Below are 23677 nucleotides of genomic sequence, written 5' to 3'. Positions count from 1 at the left end.
CTCAATTTTTATAAATTAATTGAGATACTAGTGAGTCTTCAATCACTTGTAATAACATCAATGATACCTGTTTATATTCCACTACCTTTTATCTACAAATCTAGTAATAATTTTGAGTTGCCTATCACATGGCAAATTCCAACCATAATTTTATTAACACTTATATTTCATAAAAAAGTTGTTTTCAGAGCATTTACTATATATATAATTTTGGGGCTATTTATATTTCCTGTCTTTCATCAAGGTGGTTCAATAGGTTATTTACTAACCCCAAATTTTGGTTATTTACTAGGTTATTATCCATTAATCAAAATAGTTGATAATTTAAACACTAGAAATAAATTAAACGTTAGTAACTTTTTAAAAAATGGATTTATAGCAATATTTGCTATGCATTTAACTGGAATATTTTACAACTTCATACAAATAATATCTTACAGTCAATTTAATTTATTTTTATATAATTTAGGTAAATACTCATTAGGTAAGATTGGATATCATTTTTTAATGCTTTTTCCACTCTTATTACTTATAAAACCTATAGAACGAATAAAACATAATAAATAATGGTTAATAAAATACAAACAAAATTATATTTTTTATCATTAAGTATTTTTATTGTTCTAATAGATCAATTTACAAAGTATTTAATATCTTATGAAAAATTATTTGTCAATAAAGATTTTCTTTTATTCAAATTAGACCTTGTAAAGAATTATGGGGCAGCATTTAACATATTTAGTGGTAGTAGAATTTTTTTATCTTTAATAAGTATTATCTTTTCAATATTAATTATTTATTTAATATTTAGGAAAAATACCTTAAACATATTTGATTTATATGCTTATAGCTTTATACTTGGTGGAACTTTTGGTAATGGTATAGATAGAATATATAAAGGATTTGTGGTTGATTTTATAAATTTAAATATTATAAATTTTCCAGTATTTAATATTGCTGATATATCTATTAATATTGGTTTTATTTTTTTACTGTATAACTTATTTAAAAATAATAGATAAAATGAATCACTTGAAGTTAAAGTATATAAAGTATTTGGTCTTAATATTATTTCTATATATTTTATTTTCGATATTTGTAAGAATAGTAAATATTTATACTATTTTATTTTTAATAATAATTATTTATATCTTTTATAATATTGATAAGAAATTATTTAAAAAAATAGTTTATAAAGTTATATATAAAAATAAAAAAAATACACTTTTATTTAAAAATACATATGGTGCTGCCAAGATAAGTTTGGAAGGGGTCGAGAATATTAATAAAAAAATTAACGATAAAGTAAAAGTTGAATTGTTAAATTACCAAAAAAATAAACTAGAGTCCCAATTAAAAACAGGAGATTATAAAGTTACTCTTTTTGGAGCAGGTTCCTCAGGAAAAACATCTATAGCAAGATCATTATTGAAAAATATTGTCGGACAAACTTCAGCAAAAATAGGTACGACAAAGCATATTAAAAGCTATAAAATTCGTATCCCAATCTTAAAAAGAAACATTAATATAGTGGATACTCCGGGTTTATTCGAACCATCTAAATTAGGAGAAGAAAGAGAAAAAGCAACAATTTTACAAGCATCAAATTCTGACTTGGTTCTTTTTGTGTTAGATCAGGACATAAATAAATACGAAAACTATTTAATTAAAGAATTATTAAAATTAAGAAAAAAAATAATAATAGTTCTAAATAAATGCGATTTGAGGTCTAGAGATGAAAATAATCTCATCAAAGAAAATATAATTTCTATAACTTCCGCTAGAAAAAATAAAATTTCAGTTGTTAAAACAATTGCAGCACCTCAAGATTCTCCATACATAAAATCAGATGCTTTAAATTTAGTTCCAGAGGTAGGAAGTTTATTTAGAGAAATAATTGAAACACTCGATAATAATGGTGAAGAGTTATTGGCAGATAATATTCTTTTTCGCTCAAATAAGTTAGGTATTAAAAGTAAAAATTTCGTCCAAGAACAAAGATATTTGATGTCAAATAAAGTGATTAATAAATACATGTGGATAACAGGAGGTGTAATACTAGTTAATCCACTACCAGCTATTGATTTCCTTACTACTACCTCCGTAAACCTTCAAATGATAATGGAATTATCAAAAATATATGAAATAAAGCTTACAAAAAAAGATGCAAAAGATTTAGCGACATCATTGCTAAGCGCATTGGCTAAACAAGGAATACTAAAAGGGGGACTCGCTATTCTTTCTCCTGCTTTAGCTACAAGTTTGACAAAAATAATATTATCTAAATCTATACAATCAGTTACAGCAGGCTGGTTAATAAGGATAGTAGGACTAAGTTTGATTGAGTATTTTAAAAATGGTCAAGATTGGGGAGATGGAGGAATTCAAGAAGTAGTAGATAAGATCTATAGGATAAGTAAGAGAGAGGACATCCTAAACAACTTCGTAAAAGAAGCTATTTCAAAAATTGAAATGAAAAAATATTTTAAATCAAATAAAAGGTTGCCCCCATTTACTATGTAAAATTGGATAATTGATCATTTAGATATGTTCTGAAATCAAAGATAGTTATTAAGAGTAAATAAGCAATACAAATAGCTATAGATATAAACCCTGTTACAATTGCAATAATTTTTGGTCTGCCCATATTCACTATTTAAGCATTTAAAAGTCTCAAAAGTTCCTCTATATGGGATTCTTTTGTATTGTAATTTCCCATTACAACCCGTAAAAAATATTTACCTTTAAATTTTGGTCTAGAAAGCATAAAATTATTGTTAATTAGTTCATTAACTTTAGTTTGAGTCCATGCATCAGAGTCTTTTGGCTCAAGTTTCTTTGGTAAGAATGAAACGATATGAAGAGGACCTGAATATATATCAAATTTATTGCTACTAATATTTCTTATAAAAAAATCTTTTCTTTTAATTGATGACTTTAATATATTTTCTATTCCATTCATACCTAAAAAACGTAACCCAAGCCATAATTTTATAACCTCTGCAGGTCTAGAACCTTGTATGCCTATCTCTCCTCTATTTATAATATTTTCTTTAGATGATATGTATGGTAGTCCAGTATTAAAAGTATTTTCTAAAGTACTCATATTTGATACCAATAACAAAGATGAAGTCTTTGTAATACCAATAATTTTTTGTGGATTTATCGTTATCGAATTAGCCTGATTAATATTATTTAAACCTTCTATTGGAATAGAAGTTATTGCAAAAATCCCTCCAATTGAACCATCAATATGTAACCATATATTTCTTTGCTTACAGATTTCACCAATTTCTTTAATCGGGTCAATTGCTCCTCTTACAGTTGTCCCAAGGGTGGCAACAATAGCAAAAATTTTTTTATTTTCTATTGAACATTTTTCTAAAGACTTTCTGAGCTCGTTTATATCCATTCGACCTTGATTATCAGTTTTAATCCTGACAAGATTCGAAGTATCAAGACCCATTACTCTTATACATTTAACGAAGGATGAATGAGCATCTTCACTAACTAGTAATACAGAATCAGGATTTGTACCTAATCCAGCATTATTTCTAGCTGCTATAAGTGCATTCAGATTACTTAATGTACCTCCGCTTGCAGCTATACCCCCTGAGAAATCATTAAACCCTATTTTTTTGGCAAACCATTTGCATAATGATTCCTCAAGCAAAGTTACACTTGGTGATAATTCGTAAGCGAGAAGATTATTATTTAAACCAGCAGCAATTAAATCTCCCAATATAGAGAAAATTAAAGGTGGGGGATCAAGGTGAGCTAGTGAGCCGGGATGAACGGGATTAAATGAATTATTCAAAAGAGATTCAATCTCAGAAAACAAATCTTCTTCAGAGTTGCCATCCTCCGCAGGCATAATGCACTTGAAGCTCTCATCAAAAGGTAAAGGACCATTTTTATCAGATTTAGAGAACCAGTCACAAAGAGTTTTACTTGCTCTATTTAAAAGAATATTCAATTTGTCATTAGTCCCTAAATATGAGGGAAAATATATATTTTTATTATTAATTAAATCTTCAGCCATCAGATAAAATATCTATTAGTAATTGTATTCTCAATATTGGTAAATGAGATATATTTTTGAAAATGGAAATAGTAATGAAGATCAACAAAGAAAAACAAATAATTCAAAATACACTTTGTGGATGAATTCGATATTAAGAAGATCCAAAGAAATTGGAAAAGTTGAACTACCAATATGTTCAATAATTTTAGATGAGAGAGGAAGATGTATCGGGAGAGGTGTTAACAGTAGGAATATAAATAAAGACCCATTGGGTCATGCTGAGATAATGGCACTTAGGCAAGCATCTCTAATAAAAAATGATTGGAGATTTAATGAATGTACTATTATCACAAATTTAGAACCTTGTACTATGTGTTCCTCTGCTCTTATACAAGCGCGGATGGGTAAAGTTATTTTCGGGGCTTACGATAAGAAAAGAGGGGGATTGGGCGGCTCAATTGACCTATCAAAACATGAAAGTGCTCATCACAAAATGGAAATAATTGGAGGTATCCTAGAAGATGAATGTAGTCAAATTTTACAGATTTGGTTCAAAAAGTTGAGGACTCAAAAATAGAAAATTTCTTTAGCTCAGTATCAAATAAGTTTAATAATCTGTCGACATTCTCATCACTTGAGTTAAAGCCCATTAAACCTATCCGCCATACCTTACCAGATAATTCTCCAAGCCCATTTCCTATTTCAATTCCAAAGTTTCTTAAGAGATGATTTCTAAAACCATCCCCATCAACTGCTGGAGGTATTTTAACTGTTGTTAAGGTTGGCAATCTATAATCCTCTGATACATGTAATTCCATGCCAAGACTTTCCAGGCCATTCCAAAGTTTCTTTGCATTAGTATTGTGTCTATTCCAAACATTTTCTAAACCCTCATTCGCAATTAATCGCAAACCTTCTCGAATAGCAAAATTCATATTTACAGGGGCCGTATGATGGTAAACGCGATCAGAACCCCAATATTTATTTAAAAGAGATAAATCTAAATACCAGTTAGGTACTTTTGTTTTTCTTGAACTTAGTTTTTCTTCAGCTCTTTTATTCATCGTAAAAGGGCTTAATCCCGGGGGACAACTTAATCCCTTTTGACTACAACTGTATGCTAGATCAATTTTCCATTCGTCAATCAATAGTTCTAGAGCTCCAAGAGAAGTAACTGCATCAACTAAAAACAAGCAGTTATTTTTTCTACATACATCCCCTATACCATCAAGAGGTTGTAAAACACCACTTGATGTTTCAGCATGGACAATAGCAAAAATTGCTGGTTTTTTAGTTTCTATTTCATACTTGATTTCTTCATAAGAAAAGGATTCACCCCAAGGTTTTTCAATAACAGATACATCTGCTTTATATCTTGTTGCCATATCAACAAGTCTGTCTCCAAAATATCCTTTTTTAGCGATAAGAATTTTTTCTCCTTCCTCTATAAAATTAGCTATTGATGCTTCCATAGCTGCACTTCCAGTACCACTCATTGGAAGAGTCAGACGATTATTACATTGCCAGGTATATCTTAGAAGTTGTTGAACATCAGACATCAATGAAATATATGCTTCATCTAAGTGACCAATAGGATTCAAAGAAAGAGCGCTTAAGACTTCTGGATGTGCGTTTGAAGGCCCAGGACCTAATAAAAGTCTAGAGGGAACATAAGTCTTTGAGAAATGAGATAAATTCTCTTCATTTAAAGCTGAAATAAGTTTTGCTTCTGTCAAAGCATTACATTCAATTACTTTTAAATTAATCTAATATCTCCACATAAGCGATATTTATTTATAGAAATTAATTCAATTTAAATATTTAGGTAAACAATTATTAAACTTATGACTTGAAACACTAAAAGAAGACATCAAGTCTTAAAAAAAGTTACCGTTGATACATAACAAGAATCATCAAGTTATTAATTTCATATAAGGTATTACAAAATTATGTCTAAATCTCCTCAAGATGTTTTAAGTCAAATTAAAGATGAAGGAATTGAACTCATCGATTTAAAATTCACTGATATTCATGGAAAATGGCAACATTTAACTCTTACATCAGACATGATAGAGGAGGATTCTTTTACAGAAGGGTTAGCATTTGATGGCTCATCAATAAGAGGTTGGAAAGCAATTAATGCCTCGGATATGTCAATGGTGCCCGATGCAAGTACAGCTTGGATAGATCCTTTTTATAAACATAAAACTTTAAGTATGATTTGCTCTATTCAAGAGCCAAGAAGCGGGGAACCTTATGATAGGTGTCCAAGAGCTTTAGCTCAAAAGGCATTAAAATATTTAGACTCGACTGGTATAGCAGATACTGCATTTTTTGGGCCAGAACCAGAATTCTTTTTATTTGATGATGTTAGATATGACTCTAAAGAAGGAGGTTGCTTTTATAGTGTAGATACTATTGAAGCTCCATGGAATACAGGGAGAATTGAAGAAGGGGGAAACTTAGGATACAAAATACAATATAAAGAAGGATATTTTCCAGTAGCTCCAAATGATACTGCGCAAGATATCAGATCTGAGATGCTTCTTCTTATGGGTGAATTAGGTATCCCCACTGAAAAACATCACCATGAAGTTGCTGGTGCCGGCCAACACGAGCTTGGAATGAAATTTGATTCGTTAATAAATGCTGCTGATAACGTTATGACTTATAAATACGTTGTCAGAAATGTTGCAAAAAAATATGGAAAAACAGCAACATTTATGCCTAAACCTGTTTTTAACGACAACGGAACAGGAATGCATGTTCACCAAAGTTTATGGAAGAGTGGACAGCCACTATTCTTTGGTGAAGGATCATATGCAAATTTATCTCAAACAGCAAGATGGTACATCGGAGGCATACTTAAACATGCGCCATCATTCTTAGCATTTACTAACCCAACCACTAATAGTTATAAACGATTGGTTCCAGGATTTGAAGCACCTGTAAATCTAGTTTATTCTGAGGGTAATAGATCAGCTGCTGTAAGAATACCTTTAACAGGACCAAGCCCCAAAGCTAAAAGATTAGAATTCAGATCAGGTGACGCACTTGCAAATCCTTACTTAGCATTCTCTGTAATGATGCTTGCCGGTATTGATGGAATTAAAAATCAAATTGATCCTGGTGATGGAGTAGATGTAGATTTATTTGAACTTCCAGCTGATGAACTTGCAAAAATTGATACAGTGCCTTCATCTCTTAATGATTCACTTAATGCGCTAAAAGCAGACAAGGATTATCTATTAGCTGGTGGAGTATTTACTGAAGACTTTATTGATAACTTTATCGATATAAAATACGAAGAGGTACAACAACTAAGACAAAGGCCTCATCCACATGAATTCTTTATGTATTACGATGCATAAATAAAAAAAACAATAGTTTAAATTAATCAATTTGAGAAATATCACAAAATATTCTCAAATTGATTTTTTTTTTGTTGGAATATATATATATAAATCGAAAAATGGCTAGGGAATCTATCTCAAAAATTGCATATAAAACGCTACAACAAAGTAAAAGCATTGCAGGTTTCGCTCACAAGCAGATTAGTTCAAGATTAATGAACTTTATTCTTCCCGATTCAAAGCTTGAAAATTTTAATATAGATAGAGACCTTCTAATGCAAATCCAAAATTCAATGGATATCTTAAGAGAAGAAGATTGGAATGATGCAGAAAAAAATATATATCCAAAAAAATTATTGTTTGACGAACCATGGCTTAGATATCTAACTCAATATCCTAAAATTTGGCTTGATATGCCTAACACATGGGATAGACGCAGAAAACAAAACTTTGATGATCTTCCAAAATCAATTGATAAAGATAATTATCCTCAATATTATTTGAGAAATTTTCATCATCAAACAGATGGTTATTTATCAGATTTTTCAGCCAGCATTTATGACCTACAAGTTGAGATACTTTTCAATGGGAGTGCTGACTCAATGAGGAGAAGAATAATTAAACCAATAAAAGAAGGACTTGAAATTTTTAGAGATAGAAAAAAAAGTTCTATAAAATTACTTGATGTGGCTACAGGATCAGGAAGAACATTAAAACAATTAAGAGCAGCATTTCCTAAAGAAAAAATTACAGGCATTGATTTATCTGATTCATACTTAAAAGAGGCAAGTAGATATATTTCAGATTTAGATGGAGATTTAATTCAGTTGATAAAAGGCAACGCTGAGGAATTACCTTTTGAAAATGATAGTTTTCAATGCATTTCTTGTGTTTACCTGTTTCACGAATTACCTAGAACAATTAGAGCTAAAGTATTAAATGAATTTTTTAGAGTTCTTGAACCTGGTGGAATATTAGTTTTAGCTGATTCAATTCAAATAAGTGATTCACCTGACTTTACATCTGTAATGGAAAGCTTCTATAAATCATTTCATGAGCCTTTTTATTGTGATTACATAAAAGAGGATATAAATTCTAAAATTGAGGATGTAGGGTTTAAAGATGTAAAATCAAATTCCTTTTTTATGACCAAAGTATGGTCTGCTGTAAAGTAAAAAAAAACTCCTATGACCTATTGGGATAAAGATACTATTAAGCTGGTTCAAAGTCTTAATGACAAATTAAAGATTGATCATTCTAAATGGCATAAAGATAAAGGAAATAAATATAAACGAGCTGCAGAACTAATTTCGGCTGGATTATGCCATTTAATTATTTCTTGCAATGAAAAGGAATCTATTGAGTATATAGAAGAAAGTGTTAAATGGTTAAAAGAAATAAACGTAGATCAACCTTGCCCTAGTAAAAATCACCTTTTTAAAGCCAACTGAAGCCTATTACCTTTACTACTCCATCTAATATCATCAAAACATTCATTAATAATGTATAGGCCACGCCCATTTACACTATTTATTTTTTTTGGTAATGTGTAGTCTCTTTTTTTTATTTCTAAACCATTACCTTGATCTTGAATTTGCCAAACACACCAATTAGGAGTAATTATTCTTCTTACTCTAATATTTTTTTTAGGATCTAATTTATTTCCATGTTTTACTGCATTAACTAGAGCTTCATGTAAACCAAGTTTTATAAGATAGCTTGATTGAGTATTTTTAATAGGTTCTAATAATTGATCGACAAATTCATTTAATTGTAATGATGATTCGAATTCGTAGTTTGACCAGTCAATTTTTGGTCTTTTAAAAAATCTTTTTAAAATATTTTTGCCCCGGAATAAGGACATAATAATATTTTTACACTATCTTAATTTTAACTTATTAAATACCTCATTTTAAAGAATATTATTGTGTCTCTTCGCAATAGCAGGATGCCGTAGGATGGAGTCCATAAGTCTAACTCCTCTAAGTTGATTTATTAAAGGCATATGTCCATCAGGAGCATCCAATGACCAGCAAAAAGATCCAGGATATCTAGTCCATAAGCCCTCTTTTTTCCACCCTATTTTCGGCCACATTAATTCATATTTTTTCCCTACTGATTTTAATATCTTTGCTTGAATCGAAAATCCAAATCTGCCAGTAGAATAGATATTCCATAATCTATCTATTGTTTCTAGATCTTTTCCTGACATATTTTTAACTTCACTGTAGAAAACATATCCACGTTTTTCTGCCAATTTTCCAGCTAATTTGCGTAAGTAGGAACTTGTTAATCTATCTGCATCTTCAAATTTTTGCTCAACTAACATCAATTGCAAATCTTCATAATTAATATCAATATCTGAATATGTATTAAACCAATTATTGAATTTAGAGTTTTCAAAGAATTCTGGCTTAAATTTTTTTAAAACTTGCAATATCCAACCAGCAGCCCAGTCATCTCCTTCTCTATCAAACATATCAAACAGTGATGGGCCAAGATTAAAAATATTTTCGACTTCAGATTCTATTTGAGTTAATGAATTTATTCTTTTTCTTTGATTGGAATCTACAAATTTTTTTATAAGATCTAATGTAACATTACTATAGTTATCCTGTTCTTTGTTATTCATTTTAAAAAATCAATCTAAAAAAAATAAAAACTATCCATGTATTTCAAAAGAAAAGAACTAGTGAAATTTAGATGTTTTAAAGGACCACTTATAGATGTTAGGAGCCCGAGTGAATATTATAAAGGACACATGCCTAATTCTATTAATATTCCAATATTTGATGATGATGAGAGATCTATAATTGGTACATTTTACAAAAAAGAAGGTAGAAAAAAAGCAGTCATAGAGGGTTTAAAATTTTTTGAAAAAAAAATGGAATTACTTCTTGATAATTTATTCAAGAGTATTGAGTCTCATAAAACTATTCCTAAAAAAAATAATGAATTATTTATCAGGATATATTGCTCTAGAGGAGGAATGCGTTCACAAAGTATTGGATGGTTATTAGATAAATTTAAATTAAATATAGTTACACTTAATGGCGGATACAAAATATATAGAAGATGGGTATTAGATAGTTTTTCAAATAAGTTGAATTTAGTAGTTATTGGCGGGAAAACAGGAACAGGGAAGACAAGATTATTATCATTACTTGATAAATATAAATATCAAACTATTGATCTTGAAGGATTTGCTTGTCATAGAGGAAGTACATTTGGAGGTTTAGGAATGATAAAACAACCTTCAAATGAACAATTTGAAAATATAATTGCAGAAAAATTAAATTCTTTTAAATTTTCTAATAATATTTTTGTAGAAGCTGAAAGTGCAAATATAGGTAAATGTAAAATTCCTCATGAATTCTTCAATCAGATGAAAAACTCTAGGAGGATTGAAATTATAAGGAGCGAATCTAACAGGTTAGATGAGTTAATAGATACTTATAGTGTATTTAAAAAAGATGAACTCCAAGAATCAGTACTAAGGATAAAAAAAAGACTTGGACCGCAAAGAACGAAAATAGCTCTTGAATCAATTCATAATGAGAAATGGGACATAGTTTGCAGATCAGTTTTAGATTATTACGATAAGTGTTATGAATATGAAAAGGTTGGCAAAACTAATATAAAGACAATAGATTTAACTGATAAAAATTATGATGAAAGTATCCTAGAGTTAATAAATAATGTTTTATAAAATAACTACAAACGAATATGAAAAATATTTCCTAAGATAAAAAATTATAAACCGAATATTATGACATCAAATAAAACTGCAAAAATACAATTTTATGAGGGAACTGATGAACCAGTAGTGCCTGAAATAAGACTGACCAGGAGTAAAGATGGTACCACCGGTCAAGCTTTATTTTTGTTTGAAAAACCTCAGGCATTATCTTCAATTACAGACGGTGAAATCACAGGTATGCGGATGATAGATACCGAAGGTGAAATATTAACTAGAGAAGTTAAAGTAAAGTTTGTTGATGGAGAACCAATATTTTTAGAAGCGGTTTATATTTGGAAGAACACGCCAGACTTTGACAGATTTATGAGATTTGCAAATAGTTATGCCAAATCAAATGGATTAGGATATTCTGAAAAGAAGTAGAATATTATGAAAATTGAATAGTTCATCATATTTCAAGTTAGTAGTAATATTAATCACTTTATTAATAGTATGGACTTTAAGGGATTTTCTCCTACTAATAATTTGTTCTTTAGTAATTTCAAATATTGTATGTAATTTATCTAATCAAATCCAAAAAGGTTTGAAAATTCCTCGATCGATTTCTTTGTTTCTTGTCTTAGCCGTCATATCAGTAATAATATTTACTATTTTTATTCTTGTATTACCTCCGTTTATAAAAGAATTCAATGAAATACTAGTTGACATTCCAAATGCTTTATCAAAAATAAATATATTGATCAATACAAATCTGAACAAATTTAATAACTTATTTTATGGCAAACAATCAGAAAATGTTATAGACATATTCAGTTTAATAAATAATGTAGTTACCATTCCAGATGTCTCAACTATTGCAAAAGCTATTCAAGAAAGTTTTAAGAATTTAATTAATATTGCGGGGAATCTAGGTTCAGGTCTTTTGAGATTAATATTCGTATTAGCAGTGAGTTTGATGATTTCTATTGAACCAAAACAATATAAAGAAAATGTACTTCTATTAATACCAAAAAATTACCGTAATAAATTTAGAAATATTCTGGAAAAATGCAATATTGCATTAGCAAATTGGACCTTTTCTATGGTCATAAGCTCATTATCAGTAGGTTTATTATCATTAATAGTTTTATCTATATTAGATGTCAAATACGTTGTCTCAAATGCCTTAATAGCAATGGTTCTTAATATAATTCCGAATATAGGTCCAGTTATAAGTGGTATATTTCCAATCTCAATTGCACTACTAGATAATTTTTGGAAACCACTGGCAGTTTTAGGATCATATATAATTATTCAAAATATTGAAAGCTATATCATAATGCCATCTATAATGAAGAAAAAAGCAAACCTACTTCCTGGTTTGACATTAATATCACAATTTGGATTTACCTTCATTTTTGGTCCATTAGGATTAATACTATCTCTTCCATTAGCTGTAGTAATACAGGTTTTAATCAAAGAATCATTTAAAGATATTTAAAAACTACTTGATTAATTTTTTATATAAATATGGGTATGAAAAAAGTATAAAGATAGCTAAGGGGTGTTTACCCATAGCAAAATATAAAGAGTTAAAAGTAAAATGATCAAATAATATTCTTAGCTCAGTAGAAAGATCTATGAAAACTAAAGAAAATAAAATGATCAAATAGTAATTCAATTTCATAAAATGAGAAGCTTAAGTTCAGTCTTTAAGCAACAAAGATGGGGCCAATAAAATGCTTGAATAACTTCCAACAATAATTCCTACTGATAAGGCCAAAGAAAACCAAAACAGCGAGTAAGATCCAAACAAAATTATGCTTAATAAAGGGATAAGGGTTGTAATACTGGTAAAAGTTGTTCTCCTAAATGATTCGTTTACTGATAATTGAATAGTTTCGTTATAGCCTTCTTCCTTTGATTTTAAATTCTCACGAATTCTATCAAAAATAACAACAGTATCATTTACAGAATAACCAGCAATAGTTAACAAGGAAACCGCAAATAAACTATTTACCTCGACAGATAATATAATTCCCAACCAGGAAAATATACCGAAAACAATTAATAAATCATGGAATAAAGCTATTAATGCAAATAATGCATATTTTTTATCAAACCTAATAGTTATATATAAAGATATTGCAAATAAAGAAACCAACAAAGAAGTAACACAATTGGTAAGTAATCTTTTCCCAAGCTTTGGACCTATTAATCTTGAATCCTTACTCTCATAATTTAGAGGTCCAATAATATTTTCAAGATTAGTAATTAGATTATTTGATTCTTCGATACTCAAATAAGGCGTTCTTATGGAAATTAATTTATTATTATTTTGGAATTGTAATTTAATATTATTTATAAAGTTTTTATTAATAGAGATCTCTCTTAAATTTTCTAAAACTGAATCAGGGGAAAGATTAGAACATTCTTCTTCACAAACTCTTTCTATTCTTAGTTCATTTCCTCCAACAAAATCCATCCCTAAATTTATAGGTTTCTTATAAGAAGTATTAAAAGTTGAATATAAAATTCCTAAAAGACTTAACAAAATAAGAAGAGTTGAAAAACTAATTATTTTTCTTTTATTTTTTATTAGTTCAAGATTGTATTTCATGGAATTTAGAAACAAAAAATTTAATTTGAAAAATTATTCTTGGGTAGATAGAGATTTTTTTCTCTTAAAGATTGATATGTTGTAAAAAATCGCAAAATAGTTTTAGAACAATTTAATGAGGTAAACAAGCTTATTAGAACTCCAATACCTAATGTTGCCGCAAAACCTTTAACAAAATTTGTTCCTAATAAAAACAATACAAAACAACTTAGAAGAGTTGTAATATGACCATCAACTATAGATGAATTAGCTCTTTGAAAACCGCTATCAATAGATCTTGTAAGAGTATTTCCTTCATATAATTCTTCTCTAATTCTCTCAAATATTAGAATATTTGCATCAACAGCCATACCAATGCTAAGTATAAGCCCAGATATTCCAGGTAAAGTCAAAGTTACAGGAATTAAAGAATATAGGGCTAAGTTAAAGAAACCATAAAGTACTAGAGATAAAACTGAAACGAAACCTAGAATTCTATAATTAAGAATCATAAATATACCAACAAAAATTAAACCACTAATAGCTGCATAAAGACTTTTTAAAATATTTTTGGATCCCAATAGAGCCCCTATAGTGTTAGTTTCTACTATTTCAATTGGCAATGGCAATGAGCCTCCTTTAAGTTGAACTTCTAATTCTTTAGCATTTTCAGCACTAAAATTACCGCTTATTGTTGCTGATCCACCTGTAATACCAGTACTAGAAAACTGGTTACCAACACTAGCTTCACTTATAGATTCGCCATCAAGAATAATAGCCAATAGTTGATTAGTGCCAGCAATTGACTTTGTAATTTCTGCAAACTTTTCACCTCCAGAATTACTAAAAGTTAATAAAACTTCCCAATTACTATTTGTTTGTTCTTGTCTCCTTCCTGCGTTAATAAGATCCTTACCAGATAAATCTGTTTTAATAAATAAATTTGTAATTTCTTTATCAATATATTTTTTGATTTCAATTAACTTCCCATATAAATCATTACTAGTAGATGAGTAATTCAATTCTTGCTCTATATCTTTAAGATCATCTTGAATAACTTTTAAGAAATTAACATTATTTTGATTTTTTTCTTCAAAGGAATATTGTTCAATTAATTCTTTAATACTCAATCTTTGAAGTTGCAGGGTTTTTAAATCTGTAGATGTTCCTTCTTTTTGGGTTCTAAATTCTAATAAAGCAGTCTTACCTAATACCCTTGAAGCAACTAATGGATTTTGTTCACCTGGTAATTCTAAAATCAATTGATCTCCACCGAGGGTTTGTAAATTAGACTCAGAAACTCCTAAATTGTTAACGCGCTTATCTATAACCGAATTAACTGCTTCAAGTTCATCCCTTGTTACCTTACCTTCCTCTTTAATAATTTGAAGTGTAAGTTGAGACCCCCCTTGTAAATCCAATCCCAACTGTAATGGATAATTTATTAATAGATAAACAGATAAAGTAAGTAGAAATATAATAAAAAAAAGCCAACCTTGCCTTCTTTTCATTTTCTATATACTCCCACTAATTAAATGTTCAACTTTTTCAACAATTTGATGTGGTTGGATTATTGTCAAATTCTCAAGATTTCCATTATAGGGAGTTGGAATATCCTGACTAGATAATCTAATTGGTCGGGCATCAAGATCATCAAAACACTCTTCTGTTATCAAGGCAATTAATTCTGCACCAATACCTCCAGTCTTCATACATTCTTCAACAATAATTACTTTATTTGTTTTTTTTATTGATTTTGAGATGGTTTCCATATCAAATGGTTTTAAACTTATTAAATCTATTAACTCAACATCTATTCCTTTTTTTTCTAATTCTTCAACAGCTTTAAGGCAGTGATGTCTCATTCTTGAATAAGTCAATAAAGTAATATCACGCCCTTCTTTTACAACGTCAGCCTGATCTAAAGCGCAAGTATAATCACCCTCAGGTAATTCTTCAGACAAATTGTATAGAAGAACATGTTCAAAAAATAGAACCGGATTATCATCTCTTATAGCTGCTTTCATTAAACCTTTAGCATTTGTGGGTGTACTACATGCAACAATCTTTATGCCAGGAACTGCATGAAAATATGCTTCAAGTCTTTGACTATGCTCAGCACCAAGTTGACGACCAACTCCACCAGGTCCTCGAACTACTGCTGGTATTTTATAATTTCCGCCACTTGTATATCTAAGCATACCCATATTGTTTGATATCTGATTAAATGCTAAAAGCAAAAACCCCATATTCATTCCTTCTACTATTGGTCTTAAGCCAGTCATTGCTGCACCCACAGCCATACCCGTAAAACTATTCTCTGCAATTGGAGTATCTAAGACTCTTAACTCTCCATATTTTTCATATAAATCCTTAGTTACCTTATAAGATCCTCCATATTGACCAACATCTTCCCCCATTACGCAAACATTTACATCATTTGCCATTTCTTCATCAATTGCCTCTTTCAAAGCATTAAATAATAATGTTCCAGCCACAATTAATTACCTAATTTATCACATATATAATCCTACCACTTTGAATAAATCAGCCTCCTTCAGCGAAGGTTATGAGTAGTAATATTGATAAAATCATTCCTGGCGACAGCAAAAGGACTAAAAGGCCTAAGTCATGTAAAGACATTCAAAGAAAGTGTTTTCTTAATAATATTGGCAATTCAACTATTCTTCACAATAAAACTGCGAATAAATACAATAAAAAGTCCTATACCTATAAAAGCAAAAGAGAAAGTTAGCAAAAATGATAATCCAATTATTAATGTATTAATACTAGAGGAAATACTTTGGACTATTTCAGAAGAATTAGATGGTTTATGTACTGAAAAATAAATTGCAATTTTATTACTTAAAAAATAAAAAAATATAAATAATAAAAAACTTGTTAATGATCCAACAATAAAATTTAAAGGTCCTTTTTCGGGAATATTTTTTTCAATATTCTCATTACTATTATCAGCCACAATAGATTTTTATAAAAAAAAAATTTATATGAATGTTATTCCCTTTTCAAGGAAAGTGCAAACCCATGAATCATAGCCTTTATCTTTAAATAATTTAGAATTTGCAGTTAATTCTTTTTTAGCAGTCTCTTTATCTTTAAAGAGTGCAAAGCATGTAGGTCCTGATCCACTCATTGAAAATGTTAGACAATTTTCTAATTTAGAAAGTAAATATAATGCCTGCTTTACAGAATCATTTTCATTTTCAACAACTAACTGCAAATCATTTTTAATAGATAAATGTTGATTATCAAAATTTAAGTTATTTAAACCATTATCTCTTAAATTTTTTCTTATGTTCTCAATCATTTCTCTATCAGTAAGATATTGATCACAAAATCTATTACTATATTTTTTATAAGTTTCAGCTGTGGATACTGATACATTAGGATTTTTTAAAAGAATTGCTCCATATTCAAGGGTTGAATCTAATTTCTCCAAAATTTCGCCTCTTCCAAAACATAATTGAATACCACCATTTATAAAAAAGGGAATATCAGATCCTAAAGTTGATGCTAATGAACATAAAGTTTCTTGATCTAATTTCAAATCCCATAAATTATTAAGACCAATTAATGTTGCTGCTGCATTACTGGATCCACCAGCTAATCCTGCACCAATTGGGATATTTTTTCTTAAAAATATATTCGCACCGTAATCTATATTTGATTTTTTCCTTAATAGGTTTGCCGATTTAACAATTAAGTTATCATCAGATAGGCTTAAATCATTACAATCAGACTCAAGTTTAATTAAACCTTCATTATTAATTTCAAATTCTAAATAATCAGCAAGATCGATATTTTGCATAATCATTGCTAACTCGTGAAATCCATCCTCTCTTTTACCAATCACTTCAAGGTGCAAATTTATTTTGGCAGGAGATTTTATATTAATTTTCTTTTTAGCAAAATCTTGCATATACTTAAATTTTTATTTTTTAATTTTAATACAATTTTCTGCAAGCTTAATCCATTGTTCAATAGAAATATCTTGTGGTCTTAAATTAAAACAAACTTTTGAAGATTCAGATAATTCATTTATCTCTTCATTTGAAAGTATTGAATTAAGTGTATTTCTAAGCATTTTTCTTCTTGAATTAAATGAAATTCGAAGAAGTTTATCTATATTTTTTTCTATACTAATATCTAATCTTAAATGATTTTTAATTGGTTCGAAAACTACTAAAGAAGAAAAAACTTTTGGAGGTGGACTAAAAGATGAAGGCGGTACATCACAAATTTTTTTTATTTTTGATAAGAGTTGCATTCTTACACTAAGCGCACCAGCATTGGGACTTCCTTCTTTAGACAAAATCCTATCTACAACGTCTTTCTGCATTAAAAAAATTATTTTTTCGTAATTATAGTTTCTTGTAATACCCAATCTCCCTATGAAAATATCCAATATTGGGCCAGTTATATTGTAAGGAATATTTGCAATCACTTTTGTAATCTTTTTATTAATTGAATCTAAATTTACGGTAAGAATATCTCCCTGCTGAAGTGAAAACTTATCATTATTATTGAATTTATCATTCAATAAATTTATTAAATCTTTATCTAATTCAATCGCATGTAATTTTTTAATTTCTGAATCTAATAACTTAGATGTTAAAGCTCCTTTACCTGGGCCAATTTCTAAAATAAAGTCATTTTGATTAAGAACAGCAATTTCTTTGATTTTTTCTAATATTTTTTTATTTACCAACCAGTGTTGTCCAAATCTTTTTTTTTGATGATGGTTTTTAGAATTCATCTAAAAGATAAATAATATGTTTAAATTAAATATGAATTTATTTAATACTTTATATCATGAGCTTATCAAAAAAAAATTTAGATAAACTCAATAAATTTAAAAAAAAGAAAAATTTAAATCACGAAAGTAAAAATATAAATAATTATACAAATTTAATTAATAATGATGATTTAATCAGCAATCCACTTAATTCAGAAGATCCCAATAAAATTTTTTATTCGTTAATTGATAATTCAGAATCTTTAGAAGAGACTTCTAACGTTAATAATTCACTAAGAAGAAGTGAGATTAATCAAATTAATATGAATACTAAAAAAGATAATTTTCCCAAGAAATTAACAACCGAAGAGGAACTATATGATGAATTTAATTATCTTCTTGATGAATAATTAGTTTTAATATTTTCTTATGCTTCAGAGTAATAGATTAACAATTTATGCTATCGGCAAAATAAAAAAACATTGGATTAGAGATGGAATTAATCAATACAAAAAAAGAATGCCTGAACTTATCATTAATGAGTCAAAGACTTTTAATTTAGATAATCTCAGATCCAATAACAATATTATTATCTGCCTAAGTGAAGAAGGGAAGCAGTTTAATTCAGTTGAACTATGTTCCTTACTCTTGAATTTTAAAAATAAAAAAATTAATTTCTTAATCGGTGATACTGATGGTGTTAGTTCAGATATAAAAGAAAAGTCAGATCTTGTACTAAGCCTATCTCCTTTAACTTTTCCTCATGAATTAGCTAGATTAATCCTTATCGAGCAAATCTATAGAGCTATTTCTATATCTAATAACTCCCCTTATCATCGTTCTTAAAAAGATTAGATTCAATCTAAAATTAATCTATAAAAGTTTAATAACTAACTATTTTTTGATTTTTTGCTATATAGTACATATATACTATTAATTTAATCTTGGATTCTTTTGGCTCGACTACTAAGAAATTTAAAATCCCCTTATTAACTGATTCGGTATCAGCAGGGTTTCCTTCTCCTGCAGATGACTATACAGAAGAAAATATTGATTTAAACGAACATTTAATATCTAATCCGTTTAGCACTTTTTTTCTTAGAGTTAAAGGTGACTCAATGATAAATGCAGGAATTAAAGATAAAGATTTAATAATAGTAGACAAGAGCTTAACAGCCAGGCCAGGGAATATCATCATTGCAATGATAGACGGAGAATTTACAATAAAAAGATTATCTATAAAAAATAATGAATTATATTTAAAAGCAGAAAATCATAATTATCCTGATTTTAGATTTAAAAACCATATTGATGTACAGATATGGGGAGTTGTTATTTATTCAATACATAGCTATTTATGAGAATTTCAAATATTGATGCAATAGCTCTTATAGATGCCAATAATTTTTACGCGTCATGTGAACAAAATATTAATCCTCATTTGAGAAATAAACCAGTAGTAATTTTATCTAATAATGACGGATGTATCATTGCAAGAAGCCCTGAAGCGCGAGCTTTAAAAATTAAAATGGGAACTCCGTATTTTAAGGTCAAAGAAAGACTAAATAAATTAGATGTAGCAGTCTTAAGCTCAAACTACTCGCTTTATGGGGATATGAGCAGAAGACTAATGAATTTACTGAAAAATTACTGTGAACAGATAGAAATTTATTCTATTGACGAAGCATTCGTCTCGATTTCTAGACCTAATGATGAAAATCTATATCCTTGGGCAAGAAGCATAAGATCATTAATATATCAGAATCTAGGGATTACCATAACAGTAGGAATAGGAGAAAATAAAGTAAGAGCAAAAATTGCTAATAAACTAGCTAAAAATATTGATTATTCAGCTGGAATATTTGATTTAGCTAGAACCGAAAATGAGAATAATTATTTGAAAAGAATTAGTATAGATAAGATATGGGGAGTCGGGAAACAAACCTCTAATTGGTTGCAAAGTAAAGGTATTAAAAATGCGAGAGAACTAAGAGATATGGAAGAAAATGAAATCATTAAGAAATTAGGCATCGTAGGGAAAAGACTGCAATTAGAACTGAAAGGCCATAGATGCCTGCCCATAGAAAAAAACAAGAAATCAAAAAAAGAAATTCAGGTGAGCAGGAGTTTCGGCACGCCTATCACAAAATTAGAAGACTTAACTCAAGCACTAGCAACTCACGCAATAAAAGCCTCTGAAAAAATGAGAAGTCAGAATTTGCAATCATCTGATATTAGAGTATTTGCCAGAACCAGTAAATATTCAAGTCAAAATTATCAAAGAAGTGCTCATAGAAAACTTACAAATGCAACAGATGACACAAATAAAATTTTAAAAATAGTAGTTGAATTATCTGAAGAAATTTATAATCCCGAATATAAATTCTCAAAAGCTGGTGTTTTAATGCAGGATTTAACTAATAGCGAATATTTACAGCAATCAGTTATCAATTACAAATCTCAGAAAGACTTAAAAAAATCAGCAAATCTTATGAAAACGATTGATTTATTAAATAAAAGATTTAATAACAATGCAATTACATGGGCTATTACAAAAAATCCACAAAGTTGGAAGATGAATAATAATTTCTTAAGTCGCTCATCTACAACTGATATAGAACAAATCCCAACTATAGTGAAGTAAACAAAATAGAATGGAATTTATATTATTTTTGAGCAAATTAGATAAAGAGATTCTTAACTTATTAATTAAAGCAAACTACATAGTTGAAGAAAATAAAATTGAATGTCTATTAAACAAAGAAATAAAAGGGCTACATAATTTTAAAGAAAATAAAATAATAATATGTACTGAAAACGCAAAAAGGAAAACAAATTATAGAAATAAGAATCAACAACCAAATAAAGATAACTTCAAAACAGAAAGGGCGATAAGAAAAGCATTAAGACACGAAGCAACTCATGCGATACAAAAATGTAATGACAATAAAACAATAGGGAATATAAAAAAATTAGAAAGCAAATTGCATCAAAGTAAAAGAAAAGCATTAGAGTTCTCTAGTTCAACTTTTTCTGGGACTTATGCGAAAGAAGTAGAAGCTTATGTTCTTGAAGATAAACCCAAAAAAGTTAAAAACTTGATAGAAAAATACTGTCTATAAATTAAAAATTTTTATATTAACTAGCGATGAAATTGCCACAACGTTGTTTATCTAAAAAATTAATATGTTGCCTTTCCAAGTAATATAATTCCTGAAATTTAATCGCATCTGAGTTTAAATCCTTAAAAAGATCATCTATCTCTTTATTTGTATTTGAAGAACCTGAAGAAGGATTATCAATTAAAATAGATATACAATTTTCTAAAGTTTTTAATCTTTGAGATCCCCAAGATTCGATTAGGTGTCTACATCTTTTAAGAGAATTATATTTCTCAAGAAGTGATAATGTTCCTAGTAAATTGTCTTTAGGATTACTAAGCAATGTTAAAAACAACTCATTTGGATTAATAAAAATATTAATTTTATTTGATGATTCAGAATTATTAAGAGCTAAGTAATCAGGCAGAAGTGAAATTAGGTTAATAGAAGAAAAATCTTTTTGAAGATTTTGACTATTTGATTGTTTTAAATCATTTAAGTAGTTTAAACCTAAATTATTTTGTTCAATTTTTGAAATAGCTTCCCATAAACTTTGAATATAACTAGTATTAAAACCATTAATTTCTCTTTTGAGAAATTCATCACGAATAAATAGCCTAAGATCTGGACAATGTAAATAATAAAAAATTATTTCCGATTCATTTTTCTCACGTCGGGAAATTTCATTTGGTTGTTCAAATTTTTTTGATCTACCATGCCAACGAAATCCCTTTACTTGATTTCTTAAATCTTGTTCAAACTGTATTGCTAACCTAGCTTGTCCCTTACTTAATTTTTCGGAAACTTTTTGTAGATAATGAGTTCTGGTTGATGATTGAGGTAATTTACTCAACAATTTTACCAATGACGAAATAACACTCTGGAAAATTTCAGACTTAGTTAAATCTTTATCTTTAAAAATCTGATCAATCTCCCAATCAATCCAAAAGGATGAATTATCAATTAAATTAAAATAATCTTCAGGAGTATGACTATTTAAATATTCATCAGGATCTTTAAAATCACTTAGTTGAAGTATCTTAAGATTAATTTGATCATGAATGGATAAACTCTCGACTTCTTTAATTACTCTTTTTGTAGCTAAAATACCTGCATTATCAGAATCAAAATTCAAAATTATATTTTTATTATCTGTACATCTACATAGTTGAGAAATTTGATACTTATTTAATGCGGTGCCGAGAGAAGCTACAGAATTAGTAATACCTTTTGAATGAAGAGAAATAACATCAAAGTAGCCTTCAACAATAATAGCTTTATCTCTTTTCCTAATATTGCTAGAAGCTTTTTCGAATGCAAACAACATTTTGCCCTTTTCAAATATCTCTGATTCAGGAGAATTAAGGTATTTAGGTTCCTGACCATCAAGAGATCTTCCTCCAAAAGCAACTACTCTTCCCTGCATATCATGTATTGGAACAATTAATCTATTTCTAAAACGATCATAAATTTTGTCAGAATTATCTTTAGAAATTGCAAGGCCTGAAGCTAATATTAAATTGATAGGAAATTTTTCTGCCTTGGATAGATAGTTAAATAAATCATTCCATGAATTTGGGGCAAAACCTAATTCAAAGTTATCAATAATCTTATTACTTAAGTTTCTCTTTGATGTTAAATATTTCATAGCTTCAACACCAAGAGAATTATTTAATTGAGACTTAAACCAATTTTTAGTGACTCTTAATATTTTATAAAGCTCTTCCTTTCTAGTTAATTGTTTTTTATAAGCTTCTACCTGGGGACCCTCGAGATTTTCAACATTAATATTATTTTTTTTAGCTAGAGAGAGTACAACATCTGAAAAATTTGCACGAGTAAATTCCATTAAAAATTTAATAGAGTTACCACCAGCACCACAAGAAAAACAATAATAGAATTGTTTACTAGGTGATACTGTCATAGATGGCTTAGTATCATCATGAAAAGGGCAAATACCAACAAATTCCTTGCCTTTCTTCTTAAGAACAATATGTTCAGATATAACATCAACAATATCTGCCTTTTCCTTAACCTCTTGAATAGTTCTTGGGTGTATAGAATGAACCATTGAGATTATTATCGAAAAATAAATAGTGATTTATTTGTTATAGGTCAAAATCAAGTAAGAATCTACTTAATTTCACAATAAAATTATTTTTTTT

Annotated in this window: 26 protein-coding genes; 15 read left to right on the top strand and 11 right to left on the bottom strand. The window is 28.7% G+C overall.

Annotation, left to right across the window (positions count from 1 at the left end):
* The first annotated feature begins 30 nt into the window (after positions 1-30).
* Genes A9601_RS13635 through A9601_RS13625 form a run of 3 tightly spaced genes read left to right on the top strand, consistent with a single transcriptional unit; the run spans position 31 to position 2523 of the window.
* On the top strand, positions 31-567 hold the full coding sequence (locus A9601_RS13635) for a biotin transporter BioY (RefSeq protein ID WP_225866271.1): 537 nt from the start codon (positions 31-33) through the stop codon (positions 565-567).
* Positions 567-1022, top strand: coding sequence for a signal peptidase II (lspA, locus tag A9601_RS13630; protein WP_011818386.1), 456 nt, complete (start codon positions 567-569; stop codon positions 1020-1022). Before A9601_RS13635 ends, lspA begins: the two co-directional genes overlap by 1 nt.
* Before the next feature lies 1 nt (position 1023).
* Positions 1024-2523: a GTP-binding protein gene (locus tag A9601_RS13625; protein ID WP_011818385.1), complete on the top strand. Its 1500-nt coding sequence runs from the start codon at positions 1024-1026 to the stop codon at positions 2521-2523.
* A gap of 133 nt (positions 2524-2656) precedes the next feature.
* Here A9601_RS13625 and A9601_RS13620 read toward each other — a convergent pair whose 3' ends face one another.
* Positions 2657-4042, bottom strand: a complete 1386-nt coding sequence (locus A9601_RS13620) for a pyridoxal phosphate-dependent decarboxylase family protein (RefSeq protein WP_011818383.1) — start codon at positions 4040-4042, stop codon at positions 2657-2659.
* Positions 4043-4085: 43 nt separating this feature from the next.
* On the opposite strand from A9601_RS13620, the gene A9601_RS13615 reads away from it, so the two are divergent.
* Positions 4086-4601 (top strand): nucleoside deaminase, encoded by a 516-nt coding sequence (locus A9601_RS13615; protein ID WP_041484530.1) that lies wholly within the window; start codon positions 4086-4088, stop codon positions 4599-4601.
* On the opposite strand, the gene A9601_RS13610 is transcribed toward A9601_RS13615, so the two are convergent.
* The gene (locus tag A9601_RS13610; RefSeq protein WP_011818381.1) at positions 4576-5760 is read right to left on the bottom strand and encodes a pyridoxal-phosphate-dependent aminotransferase family protein; all 1185 of its coding nucleotides are present in this window, start codon (positions 5758-5760) and stop codon (positions 4576-4578) included. The two genes, A9601_RS13615 and A9601_RS13610, sit on opposite strands and share 26 nt — an antisense overlap.
* 213 nt (positions 5761-5973) lie before the next feature.
* On the opposite strand from A9601_RS13610, the gene glnA reads away from it, so the two are divergent.
* The 3 genes from glnA (at position 5974) to A9601_RS13595 (ending at position 8828) form a co-directional block, all read left to right on the top strand.
* Complete coding sequence (glnA, locus tag A9601_RS13605; RefSeq protein WP_011818380.1) at positions 5974-7395, top strand: type I glutamate--ammonia ligase; 1422 nt, start codon at positions 5974-5976, stop codon at positions 7393-7395.
* Between the two features lie 101 nt (positions 7396-7496).
* A complete protein-coding gene (locus tag A9601_RS13600) occupies positions 7497-8552 on the top strand; it encodes a class I SAM-dependent methyltransferase (RefSeq protein WP_011818379.1) in 1056 nt (351 codons plus the stop codon).
* A 12-nt stretch (positions 8553-8564) separates the two neighbouring features.
* Positions 8565-8828 (top strand): DUF6439 family protein, encoded by a 264-nt coding sequence (locus tag A9601_RS13595; protein ID WP_011818378.1) that lies wholly within the window; start codon positions 8565-8567, stop codon positions 8826-8828.
* On the opposite strand, the gene A9601_RS13590 is transcribed toward A9601_RS13595, so the two are convergent.
* Together A9601_RS13590 and A9601_RS13585 are read right to left on the bottom strand one after the other, a co-directional pair.
* On the bottom strand, positions 8807-9241 hold the full coding sequence (locus A9601_RS13590; RefSeq protein WP_011818377.1) for an ATP-binding protein: 435 nt from the start codon (positions 9239-9241) through the stop codon (positions 8807-8809). The two genes, A9601_RS13595 and A9601_RS13590, sit on opposite strands and share 22 nt — an antisense overlap.
* Before the next feature lie 48 nt (positions 9242-9289).
* Positions 9290-10009 carry a GUN4 domain-containing protein gene (locus A9601_RS13585; RefSeq protein ID WP_011818376.1) on the bottom strand — a complete coding sequence of 240 codons (720 nt, stop codon included), beginning with the start codon at positions 10007-10009 and terminating at the stop codon, positions 9290-9292.
* 36 nt (positions 10010-10045) lie between these two features.
* On the opposite strand from A9601_RS13585, the gene mnmH reads away from it, so the two are divergent.
* Genes mnmH through A9601_RS13570 form a run of 3 tightly spaced genes read left to right on the top strand, consistent with a single transcriptional unit; the run spans position 10046 to position 12557 of the window.
* The gene (gene mnmH, locus A9601_RS13580; RefSeq protein ID WP_011818375.1) at positions 10046-11086 is read left to right on the top strand and encodes a tRNA 2-selenouridine(34) synthase MnmH; all 1041 of its coding nucleotides are present in this window, start codon (positions 10046-10048) and stop codon (positions 11084-11086) included.
* Positions 11087-11146: 60 nt separating this feature from the next.
* Entirely contained in the window at positions 11147-11500 is a 354-nt protein-coding gene (gene psb28 / locus A9601_RS13575; protein WP_011818374.1) for a photosystem II reaction center protein Psb28, read from the top strand.
* Between the two features lie 13 nt (positions 11501-11513).
* Complete coding sequence (locus A9601_RS13570; protein ID WP_011818373.1) at positions 11514-12557, top strand: AI-2E family transporter; 1044 nt, start codon at positions 11514-11516, stop codon at positions 12555-12557.
* A gap of 204 nt (positions 12558-12761) precedes the next feature.
* Here the strand turns inward: A9601_RS13570 and secF are convergent, their stop codons facing one another.
* The 6 genes from secF to rsmA all read right to left on the bottom strand — a co-directional run bounded on the left by secF (position 12762) and on the right by rsmA (position 18432).
* On the bottom strand, positions 12762-13676 hold the full coding sequence (gene secF / locus A9601_RS13565) for a protein translocase subunit SecF (protein WP_011818372.1): 915 nt from the start codon (positions 13674-13676) through the stop codon (positions 12762-12764).
* 20 nt (positions 13677-13696) lie between these two features.
* On the bottom strand, positions 13697-15166 hold the full coding sequence (secD, locus tag A9601_RS13560; protein ID WP_011818371.1) for a protein translocase subunit SecD: 1470 nt from the start codon (positions 15164-15166) through the stop codon (positions 13697-13699).
* Positions 15167-15169: 3 nt separating this feature from the next.
* Positions 15170-16153 carry a pyruvate dehydrogenase complex E1 component subunit beta gene (locus tag A9601_RS13555; protein ID WP_011818370.1) on the bottom strand — a complete coding sequence of 328 codons (984 nt, stop codon included), beginning with the start codon at positions 16151-16153 and terminating at the stop codon, positions 15170-15172.
* 179 nt (positions 16154-16332) lie between these two features.
* The gene (locus A9601_RS13550; protein ID WP_011818369.1) at positions 16333-16635 is read right to left on the bottom strand and encodes a DUF3082 domain-containing protein; all 303 of its coding nucleotides are present in this window, start codon (positions 16633-16635) and stop codon (positions 16333-16335) included.
* A gap of 24 nt (positions 16636-16659) precedes the next feature.
* A complete protein-coding gene (gene ispE, locus A9601_RS13545) occupies positions 16660-17595 on the bottom strand; it encodes a 4-(cytidine 5'-diphospho)-2-C-methyl-D-erythritol kinase (protein WP_011818368.1) in 936 nt (311 codons plus the stop codon).
* A gap of 12 nt (positions 17596-17607) precedes the next feature.
* A complete protein-coding gene (gene rsmA, locus A9601_RS13540) occupies positions 17608-18432 on the bottom strand; it encodes a 16S rRNA (adenine(1518)-N(6)/adenine(1519)-N(6))-dimethyltransferase RsmA (protein ID WP_011818367.1) in 825 nt (274 codons plus the stop codon).
* 56 nt (positions 18433-18488) lie between these two features.
* Here rsmA and A9601_RS13535 point away from each other — a divergent pair, with 56 nt between their 5' ends.
* The 5 genes from A9601_RS13535 to A9601_RS13515 all read left to right on the top strand — a co-directional run bounded on the left by A9601_RS13535 (position 18489) and on the right by A9601_RS13515 (position 21533).
* Positions 18489-18821, top strand: coding sequence for a hypothetical protein (locus A9601_RS13535; protein WP_011818366.1), 333 nt, complete (start codon positions 18489-18491; stop codon positions 18819-18821).
* 19 nt (positions 18822-18840) lie between these two features.
* Positions 18841-19257 (top strand): 23S rRNA (pseudouridine(1915)-N(3))-methyltransferase RlmH, encoded by a 417-nt coding sequence (locus tag A9601_RS13530; RefSeq protein ID WP_011818365.1) that lies wholly within the window; start codon positions 18841-18843, stop codon positions 19255-19257.
* Between the two features lie 98 nt (positions 19258-19355).
* Positions 19356-19772 carry a LexA family protein gene (locus A9601_RS13525; RefSeq protein ID WP_011818364.1) on the top strand — a complete coding sequence of 139 codons (417 nt, stop codon included), beginning with the start codon at positions 19356-19358 and terminating at the stop codon, positions 19770-19772.
* On the top strand, positions 19769-21055 hold the full coding sequence (locus A9601_RS13520; protein WP_011818363.1) for a Y-family DNA polymerase: 1287 nt from the start codon (positions 19769-19771) through the stop codon (positions 21053-21055). The genes A9601_RS13525 and A9601_RS13520 overlap by 4 nt, the downstream gene beginning before the upstream one ends.
* Positions 21056-21065: 10 nt before the next feature.
* Positions 21066-21533, top strand: a complete 468-nt coding sequence (locus tag A9601_RS13515) for a hypothetical protein (RefSeq protein ID WP_011818362.1) — start codon at positions 21066-21068, stop codon at positions 21531-21533.
* A 16-nt stretch (positions 21534-21549) separates the two neighbouring features.
* Here the strand turns inward: A9601_RS13515 and dnaG are convergent, their stop codons facing one another.
* Positions 21550-23583 carry a DNA primase gene (gene dnaG, locus A9601_RS13510; RefSeq protein ID WP_011818361.1) on the bottom strand — a complete coding sequence of 678 codons (2034 nt, stop codon included), beginning with the start codon at positions 23581-23583 and terminating at the stop codon, positions 21550-21552.
* Positions 23584-23677 lie beyond the last annotated feature (94 nt).

Source organism: Prochlorococcus marinus str. AS9601 (genome assembly GCF_000015645.1).
GTDB classification, from domain to species: domain Bacteria; phylum Cyanobacteriota; class Cyanobacteriia; order PCC-6307; family Cyanobiaceae; genus Prochlorococcus_A; species Prochlorococcus_A marinus_O.
Note: the sequence above shows the minus strand (reverse complement) of the source record. Positions and strands in the feature narration are given on the sequence as shown.